We start from the raw sequence: 1,679 nt of genomic DNA, 5'->3' as shown, positions 1-1,679 counted from the left end.
ATTCGCCCAGGTGAGGGAAGTAGTCGGATCCGTATTCACGGCGCTGGCTCCGGCATTCGCCCAGCTCGGGCCGGTGTTCGCTCAGCTGGTGCCCCCGCTGCTGCAGCTGTGGCAGTCGCTGTCTCCGGTGTCGCTGATCATGAACGCGCTGCTTCCCGTGCTGCCCGCCCTGGTGTCCGCCGTCGGCCAGGTGGCGACGTCCGTCGGAGGCGCGCTCGCCTCAGCGCTGCAAGCCATCCTGCCCGCGATCGTGCAGGTGATGGGGACTCTGACCTCGACCCTGTCGGGGCTCCTGCAAACCCTGTTGCCGGTCATCGTGAAGCTCGCCACCACGCTCGGCGGGATCCTGGCCAAGGCGATCACCACCATCGCGCCGATCATCGGCCAGGTCGCTCAGCTCCTCGGTGGGGTCCTGGCGAAAGCCATCTCTGCACTCGCCCCCGTGGTCGCCCAGATCGCACAGGTTCTCGGCACCGTGCTGGGAGCTGTGATGCAGGCGCTGCTGCCGGTGATCTCGACATTGGTCCCGATCATCGGCCAGCTACTTACGGCCTTCTCACCGATGGTCGGGATCCTCCTGCCGGTGATCGCCGCAGTTCTACAGCTCATCGCGCCGCTGCTCTCGCTGATCGGCCCGATCCTCACGCCGCTGATTCAGCTGGTGGGTGCGTTGCTGACCCCGATTCTGCAGCTGATAACTCCGATCATCGGGCTGCTCGTACCCGTGCTGCAGGTGCTCGTGCAGGTGCTCGCCACCGTCATCAAGTGGGTTGTCGACGCGATCACCTGGCTGGTGAACCTCGCGACGGGCAACAAGCAGGCCGGCAAGCAGATGCAGGACGTGTGGAACTCCGTGATGGGCTTCTTCGCCGGAATCGGGAAGTTCTTCGCGAACATCTGGAACGGACTGATCTCCGGCATCGGCAACTTCATCGGCAAGGTCGTCGGGTTCTTCCAGAGCATCCCAGGCACCATCCTGGGTGTCTTCGCCGGTGCTGGTGGCTGGCTGCTCGACGTCGGCAAGAACCTGATCCAGGGGCTCCTCGACGGTGCTGGGTCGCTGCTACGGAACATCGGGAACTTCTTCTTGAAGATCATCCCGGGGTGGATCGTTGAGCCGTTCAAAGCGGCCCTCGGCATCCACTCGCCGTCGCGTGTGTTCCGTGAGCTCGGCCAGTTCACCATGCAGGGATTCGTCGACGGTGTCTCCGGTCAGGAGGCACTGGTGAACCGGACCCTGGACACCCTGGTCGCTGTTCCGACGGCCAGCACCGCCGCGTCGGCGGCGTCGGCAGCGTCGCGTGCCGGTGTCGGTGGGGTGGTCGTGAACCAGGAGATCCATTCGACGGAACAGTCTCCGTCGTTGGCGATGCGGCAGTGGTCGCGTGAGGCGACGAGGGCGGTGTTCACCACATGACGTTCCTCCTCGACGGTCGGGTGATCCCGCCGACACGCCTGGCGGGGGTGCCGTACTGGTTCACCGATCAGGTGGGCTGGTACGACACCCCCCAGGACAAGTCACCGGTAAACGAGAAGAAGCAGGGTCACGGAGCGTTCGCAGTCGCGAAGTCTTACCGTGAGGCGCTCGCGATCTCGCTGCATGTGGTGGTTGCTGCCGCAACCGAGGCAGACATGCTCGCCGCCGTCGAGGATCTCACATCGATCGGCTTCGACGGGCC

At 64.9% G+C, this 1,679-nt stretch carries 2 protein-coding genes; both read left to right on the top strand.

Annotated features, from left to right (window positions below):
- On the top strand, positions 1 to 1,417 hold a 1,417-nt coding region (locus U870_RS0121935; RefSeq protein ID WP_025159490.1), incomplete at its 5' end, for a phage tail protein.
- Positions 1,414 to 1,679 (top strand): hypothetical protein (locus tag U870_RS22900; RefSeq protein ID WP_043710811.1); only part of this gene is annotated, 266 nt, incomplete at its 3' end. The genes U870_RS0121935 and U870_RS22900, both read left to right, overlap by 4 nt.

Origin of the sequence: Leifsonia aquatica H1aii (assembly GCF_000633535.1) — a bacterium.
Lineage (GTDB): Bacteria > Actinomycetota > Actinomycetes > Actinomycetales > Microbacteriaceae > Leifsonia > Leifsonia aquatica_A.
Note: the sequence above shows the minus strand (reverse complement) of the source record. Positions and strands in the feature narration are given on the sequence as shown.